The sequence below is a fragment of the Devosia sp. genome (assembly GCF_017307565.1).
Classification (GTDB): domain Bacteria; phylum Pseudomonadota; class Alphaproteobacteria; order Rhizobiales; family Devosiaceae; genus Devosia.
Window position 1 is genome coordinate 1 of record NZ_JAFKHD010000486.1, and the last position, 7,020, is coordinate 7,020.

The 7,020-nt window shown below is 61.3% G+C and carries 8 protein-coding genes; 3 read left to right on the plus strand and 5 right to left on the minus strand.

All coding sequences use genetic code 11. From position 1 onward, the window contains the following. The 4 genes from J0I64_RS21220 to tkt form a co-directional block, all read right to left on the minus strand. The coding region (locus J0I64_RS21220; protein ID WP_291412041.1) for a putative glycolipid-binding domain-containing protein at window positions 1-309 on the minus strand (309 nt) is incomplete at its 3' end. A 64-nt stretch (window positions 310-373) separates the two neighbouring features. Then, complete coding sequence (locus tag J0I64_RS21225; protein WP_291412043.1) at window positions 374-922, minus strand: hypothetical protein; 549 nt, start codon at window positions 920-922, stop codon at window positions 374-376. A 152-nt stretch (window positions 923-1,074) separates the two neighbouring features. Further along, window positions 1,075-2,082, minus strand: a complete 1,008-nt coding sequence (gap, locus tag J0I64_RS21230) for a type I glyceraldehyde-3-phosphate dehydrogenase (protein ID WP_291412044.1) — start codon at window positions 2,080-2,082, stop codon at window positions 1,075-1,077. Between the two features lie 48 nt (window positions 2,083-2,130). After that, on the minus strand, window positions 2,131-4,107 hold the full coding sequence (gene tkt, locus J0I64_RS21235) for a transketolase (protein WP_291412046.1): 1,977 nt from the start codon (window positions 4,105-4,107) through the stop codon (window positions 2,131-2,133). A 250-nt stretch (window positions 4,108-4,357) separates the two neighbouring features. Here tkt and J0I64_RS21240 point away from each other — a divergent pair, with 250 nt between their 5' ends. After that, entirely contained in the window at window positions 4,358-4,645 is a 288-nt protein-coding gene (locus tag J0I64_RS21240) for a DUF4164 family protein (protein ID WP_291412048.1), read from the plus strand. 3 nt (window positions 4,646-4,648) lie between these two features. Further along, on the plus strand, window positions 4,649-5,023 hold the full coding sequence (zapA, locus tag J0I64_RS21245) for a cell division protein ZapA (protein ID WP_291412050.1): 375 nt from the start codon (window positions 4,649-4,651) through the stop codon (window positions 5,021-5,023). 76 nt (window positions 5,024-5,099) lie between these two features. Here the strand turns inward: zapA and J0I64_RS21250 are convergent, their stop codons facing one another. Beyond that, entirely contained in the window at window positions 5,100-5,930 is an 831-nt protein-coding gene (locus J0I64_RS21250; protein WP_291412053.1) for an aldo/keto reductase, read from the minus strand. 203 nt (window positions 5,931-6,133) lie between these two features. Here J0I64_RS21250 and J0I64_RS21255 point away from each other — a divergent pair. Then, a partial coding sequence (locus J0I64_RS21255) for a class I fructose-bisphosphate aldolase (RefSeq protein WP_291412055.1) occupies window positions 6,134-7,020 on the plus strand: 887 nt, incomplete at its 3' end.

Below are 7,020 nucleotides of genomic sequence, written 5' to 3' on the forward strand. Positions count from 1 at the left end.
ATCGACGGCCTTCTGGATCATCGCAAGGGCTTCCTTGAGATTGGTGTTCATGTCGACCCAGGAATAGCCGAGGTAGTTCATCACCTGCGGCTGGTCGGGGAACAGTTCCAGCGCCTTGCCATCCGCCCGCTCGATCCTGAGCGTGCGGGTATGCCCATTTTCGTCGAGTTTTATGCGGTAAAACAGTCCGAAATCTTCGCCGATGACGGCCCCACGAATGCGGGTATCGCGGCCATTGGCGATGACATGGCAATGTTCGAGCGTCTTGAGATCAAGACCACGCCAACGATAGGACTGATTGAGGCTCACGCTGCTTCTCCCGGCACGCGTTGCATTTGCAGCAAATGCGCACGGGGAAAGCAAGCGCGTGATCTCAGGCGGGCGGTGTCACGCCATCGCGAATGGTATGGAATGTCGGCATTGCCGCATCGAGCCGGTCGGCATCGGTAACGCAGGAAACGGCCGTTCGTCCCTTGGCCGTTTCGACCATGGAAAGCACCAGCCGGACATTGTCCGCGCCCTTCTGCTTGGGCTTGCCGACGAATTCATGGCCCTTGTAGCCGGCCAGTTCGAACGACGAATCCGACAGGAAATCGAAGATCGACGACATGCCGTCCTTGGCCATGGCGACCCATTCGGGCGAGCCGATCTGCGAATTTATCTTTTCCATCGTCAGTCCCGCATTTCCCGGCACCGACTGGAAGCTGACCTGGCAGAGATAGGTTTCGCCCGAAAGCGGGGCCGGATCGCCCGAGACTGTCTTTACACCAAAGGTGACATGGTAGGGCGGCGGCGACGTCGTGGCCTCGACCACCAGCGTATCGGGCAGGTTCACCGCCAGCCCGCTCGCCGCGTCTTCGGCGGCAAGAACAGGCGAGGTGAAGGCAGCGGCCAGAAGCAGCAGGATGGGAGAAAAACGCATGGGCTCGGCTCACGAGGCATCGGGAATGCCCCGTGCTATGCCAGCAATGCGGCAACAAGGCGATTGGCCAAATGGTCGCCCTGGACAGCAAGGACGCCGGCAAGAAAAAGGGCGCCCCGAAGGACGCCCTTTCAAATTCATCGGCTGAACGATCAGAGGGTCTTGGCCAGCGCGGCCGTGGTGTCGGCCATGCGGTTGGAGAAGCCCCATTCGTTGTCGTACCAGCCCATGATGTTGACGAAGTTGCCGTCGATCACCTTGGTCTGGTCGAGCAGGATCGTGCACGAATGCGGATCGTGGTTCAGGTCGCTCGACACCAGCGGATCGCGGGTGAAGGTCATGACGCCCTTGAGCTTGCCTTCGGCGGCAGCCACCAGCGCATCGTTGACTTCCTGGGCGGTCGTGGCGCGCTTGGCCACGAACTTGAGGTCGACGAGCGACACGTTCGGGGTCGGCACGCGGATCGAGATACCGTCGAGCTTGCCCTTGAGTTCGGGCAGCACGAGACCGATGGCCTTGGCGGCGCCGGTCGAGGTCGGGATCTGCGAAAGCGCAGCAGCGCGACCGCGATAGAGATCCTTGTGCATGGTGTCCAGGGTCGGCTGGTCACCGGTATAGGAATGGACCGTGGTCATCATGCCCTTCTCGATACCGACGAGCTCGTTCATGACGAGGGCCATCGGGGCGAGGCAGTTCGTGGTGCACGAACCGTTGGAGATGACGATGTCATCCTTGGTCAGCGAGGCGTGGTTGATGCCGAAGACGATAGTCTTGTCTGCACCTTCCGCCGGAGCCGAAACGATGACCTTCTTGGCGCCGGCCTGCAGGTGAGCCGAGGCCTTTTCCTTGGACGTGAAGATACCGGTGCATTCGAGCACGATATCGACGCCCATGGCGGCATGCGGCAACTCGGCCGGGTTCTTGACGGCGGTGACCTTGATGGTCTGGCCGGCGGTCTTGATCGTGTCGCCTTCGACGATCACCTGGTGCGGGAACCGACCGTGCACGCTGTCATAGCGCAGCAGGTGGGCATTGGTCTCAACCGGGCCGAGATCGTTGACGGCAACCACTTCGATATCGGTACGACCGGACTCGACGATAGCACGCAGGATATTGCGGCCGATACGGCCAAAACCATTGATGGCGACGCGAACTGCCATGATTAGCGCTCCTAGAGGGAGGAAAGGAGAAAGGGAGGCGACGCTCTCTTACAACTGTGCGGTGACGGCTTCAACAACGGCCTTGGACGTAATGCCAAAGTGGGCATAGAGCGCCTCGATCGGGCCGGAAGCGCCGAACGAGTGCATGCCGACAAAGCGACCCTTGTCGCCCAGCAGCTTGCTCCAGCTCATCTCGATGCCAGCTTCGACGGCCACGCGGGCCTTGGCCTTGCCCAGCACTTCGGCCTTGTAGGCGTCGGACTGCTTGGCAAAGAGTTCCATGGACGGCACCGAAACGACGCGGGCCTTGATGCCCTGCTCGGTCAGCGCCTTCTGGGCCTCGACGGCAATCGCTACTTCCGAACCGGTCGCAAAGATCACGGCATCGGCGTCGGCGGGACCAATCAGCGTATAGGCGCCCTTGGCCGACTTGTTCTCGGTCGAGTTTTCGGTGCGCACGGCTGGCAGGTTCTGACGCGACAGTGCCAGGATCGACGGGGCCTTCTCGCTCTTCATCGCCAGTTCCCAGCACTCGGCGGTTTCAACCGCGTCGGCCGGACGGAAAACCAGCAGGTTCGGAATGGCGCGCAGCGCGGTCAGGTGTTCCACCGGCTGGTGGGTCGGGCCGTCTTCGCCAAGACCGATGGAGTCGTGGGTCATGACATAGATGACGCGCTGTTCCATCAGGGCCGAGAGACGGATCGCCGGGCGGGCATAGTCGGTGAAGACCATGAAGGTACCGCCATAGGGAATGAGACCACCATGCAGCGCCACGCCATTCATGGCCGCGCCCATTTCGTGCTCACGAATACCGTACATCATGTAGCGGCCAAGACGGTTGTCAGCCTGGAAGGGCAGCGTCTCGGGCGTATTGGTCAGGTTCGAATGGGTGAGGTCAGCCGAACCGGCCAGAGTTTCCGGCACGATCTTGTTGATGACTTCAAGCGCCATCTGCGAAGCCTTGCGGCTCGCAACCTTGGGCTTTTCGGCGACGAGCTTTTCCTTGTAGGCGGCCATGGCGGCGTCGAAGTCGGCCGGCAGCCTGCCAGCCATGCGACGCTCGAATTCGGCCTTCTTGTCGGACTTGGCAAGACGCGCTTCCCACTCGCCGCGCAGGTTCTGGCTGCGGGTGCCGGCGGCGCGCCAGGCTTCAAGAATGTGTGCCGGGATTTCAAAGGCCGGGTAGTCGATGCCGAGAGCCGCCTTGGCACCGGCAAGTTCCTCGGCGCCGAGCGGCGAGCCGTGAACCTTTTCCGTACCGGCCTTCTTCGGCGCGCCGAAACCGATCGTGGTCTTGGCAGCGATCAGGGTCGGCTTGTCGGTCGACTTCTTGGCGTCGTTGAGCGCCTTTTCGATGGCGGCCTGATCGTGGCCGTCGATCTCGATCGTGTTCCAGCCCACTGCCTTGAAGCGGGCGATCTGGTCGGTCGAGTCGGCATTGGAAACCTTGCCGTCGATGGTGATGTTGTTGTTGTCCCAGATCACCACGAGCTTGTTAAGCTTGAGGTGGCCGGCAAGCGAAATCGCTTCCTGGGAAATGCCTTCCATGAGGCAGCCGTCGCCGGCGAGAACCCAGGTGTGGTGATCAACGATATCGGAACCGAATTCGGCGGCGAGCTTGGCTTCGGCAACGGCAAAGCCGACCGAATTGGCAAGGCCCTGGCCGAGCGGACCGGTGGTGGTTTCAATGCCTTCGGCATGACCGAATTCCGGGTGGCCAGCGGTCTTGGAACCGAGCTGGCGGAAATTCTTCACCTGCTCGATAGTCATGTCCTTGTAGCCGAGCAGATACAGGGACGAGTAGAGCAGCATCGAGCCATGGCCGGCCGAGAGAATGAAGCGGTCGCGATCGGCCCAGTGGCTGTTCGCGGGGTCGAACTTCATCACCTTGGTGAAAAGAACGGTGGCGATATCGGCGCAACCCATGGGCAGGCCGGGGTGACCGGAATTGGCTTTTTCGACGGCGTCCATGGAAAGGGACCGGATCGCATTGGCCAATTCGTTCTGCTGGGCTGTGTTCGTCATCGGGCGGGCCGCTCTCTGTGCTGAGGAAGGCAGGGTTTCAGGGGGATGAGAGGCCGTTCGACCTCCTCCCCAAAGGCGGTTTGAGGCATAACAGGTTCGTCCCTGCTGTCAATGTCGCCCAAAGCCCGAGCCGTCCAGTCTTACGGCTGATTTACACGCATGGTTCTGGACCCAGCGGTTGCAAAGGGGCCGGGCTTGGGGCAGGCTCCTGGGTTATGAAACGACGTTGTGTTTGGGGTATTTGCGCCCGATGAGTGACGGACAGGATGAAGACGGACTTGCCGCAGCGGCCGCGCGCTTCGACGCTGCCATGGGCCGACTCGACCAGAGCCTGGCCGATCTGACCGGCCGCATGCAGCGCCTCAAGCGTATCGAGGTGGATACCCAGCGCCTCGTGCAGGAGCGTGCGCGCCTTGCTACCGAGCTCGACAAGACCTCGGCGCGGGCCAAGCGGCTCGACGATAGTGCCCACGATGTTTCCCGCCGCCTTGTTGAGGCCATGGAAACCGTGCGTTCTGTCCTTGCAAAGACGGAGTAGGCGATGCCCGAGGTCAATGTCGAAATCAACGGACGCAAATATCGCATGGCCTGTGAAGAGGGCCAGCAGGGGCACCTCATCGCCCTGGCAGAACGCTTCAACACCCAGGTCGAAGGCCTCAAGGGCGCCGTCGGCGAAATCGGCGACAACCGCCTGACCGTGATGGCCGGCATTGCCGTCCTCGACGAACTGGCCGAAGCCGAACGCAGGATCGCCGCGCTCGAAGCCGAAGTGGACACCCTGACCCAGGCCGGCCACGAGATTGCCGGCGAACTCGAAGCTACCGAGCGCGCCTTTGCCGGCAAACTCGACGAGGCAAGCCGGGTGATCAACTCCATCGCCGGCGTCCTGGACGAAACGGCGCCGCTTCAGGGGTAAGCGACGCCCTTTCTATCGCCATGCACCGCGTCATCCCCGCGAAAGCGGGAATGACGCAGCGACAGAGGCACAGGAATCAAAACTGCGCCGTCACCGGATCCGACCCGATACGGCCATCGGCGGCATCAAGCCCATTGATCGCTGCCTTGTCCGCATCGCTCAGCGCAAAATCAAACACATCGAAATTCTCGACGATGCGGCTCGGGGTCACCGATTTCGGAATGACCACCAAACCCTCTTCGATATGCCAGCGGATGATCACCTGCGCCGCGCTCTTGCCGTGACGCTGAGCGATACCTGCGATCACCGGATCGGCCAGCAACTTGCCCTGCCCCAGCGGGCTCCAGCTTTCCGTGATGATCTTTTTCGGCTCATAGGCCGCCCGCAGCTTGCGCTGCTGAAAGCGGGGATGGAGCTGGACCTGGTTGATGACGGGCGAAACACCGGTCGCATCGATCAGCTCGTCGATATAGGTCCCCTCAAAATTCGAGACACCGATCGAACGGGCCTTGCCTTCTTCCTTGAGGCGGATCAGCGCCTTCCAGGTTTCCAAATATTTGCCACGATAGGCCGAGGGCCAGTGGATGAGATAGAGGTCCACATAGTCGGTCCCCAAACGCTTCAGGCTGGCATCCATGGCGCGCAGCGTCTGGTCAAAGCCCTGGTCGTCGTTCCAGACCTTGGTGGTGAGGAAGATATCGTTGCGGGCAACGCCCGACTTGACGATCCCCTGCCCCACGCCCTCTTCGTTCTGATAGACGGCGGCAGTGTCGATGTGGCGATAGCCGGCCTTGAGTGCGGCTTCGACGGCGGTGACGGCGACGTCATTGGGCGTCTGCCACACCCCGAGGCCAATCTGGGGAATGGAACGGCCATCGTGGAAGGTCACGTGTGGTTGCGTGCTCATCTTTTTATCCATCGCTTGGGGAAATTGAACTGAAGGACTCAGCTTGATCGTCGTTTTACGATGAAAGACCGGCGCTGCCAAGTTCCAAAAGAATCTACCATACAAGACTATCCTTTCGTCTGATAACCCAAGGTCTAATCGACGCAAGCACCCGAAAGTCTAAGCTTTGCCAATCCCGTTTTTACAGCAAGGCGCCAGACCAAATGACCAAGTCGCTCAATGCCATCGCCCAGAAGCTGATGACGCCAGGCCAGGGCATTCTGGCCGCTGACGAATCCGAAGGCACGATCGCCAAACGCTTCGCCAAGATCAATCTGCCCAATTCGCTCGACCTGCGTCGCGACTATCGCGAGATGCTGTTCCGCTCGACCGATGCCATGCGCAACTACATTTCCGGGGTCATCCTCACCGAGGAAACGCTGGAACAATCGGCTGCCGACGGCACCCCGTTCCGCGCCATTCTTGCCGATACCGACGTCATTCCTGGCATCAAGGTCGACCGCGGCGCCTTCCCCATGCCCGGCGATAGCGGCGAAAAGATCACCGAGGGCCTTGATGGGCTGCGCCAGCGTCTGACGCGCTATGCCGAACTTGGCGCCGGCTTTGCCAAGTGGCGCGCCGTCATCACCATCAATGACATCGCCCCCACCCGCAACAATATCCGCGCCAATGCCCACGCGCTGGCCCGCTACGCCATTCTCTGCCAGGAATCCGGCATCGTGCCGGTGGTCGAGCCGGAAGTGGTGGGCGATGGCGAGCCGGGCAATCACTCGCTCGAACGCTGCGCCCAGGTCACCGGCGAAGTGCTCGAAAACGTCTTCAAGGAACTGCGCCTCGCTGGCGTCGAACTCTCGGGTATGCTGCTCAAGCCCAATATGGTGCTACCCGGCGTCAATTCGCGTGAACGCCCCTCGATCGAAGAAGTCGCCCGTCGCACCGTCGACGTCCTGAAGGCCCACGTTCCCGCCGCCGTTCCCGGCATTGCCTTCCTCTCCGGCGGCCAGACCGACGAAGAAGCAACGGCCCACCTCTCGGCCATGAACCGCATTCCGTTCAAGCCCTGGCCGATGACCTTCTCCTATGGCCGCGC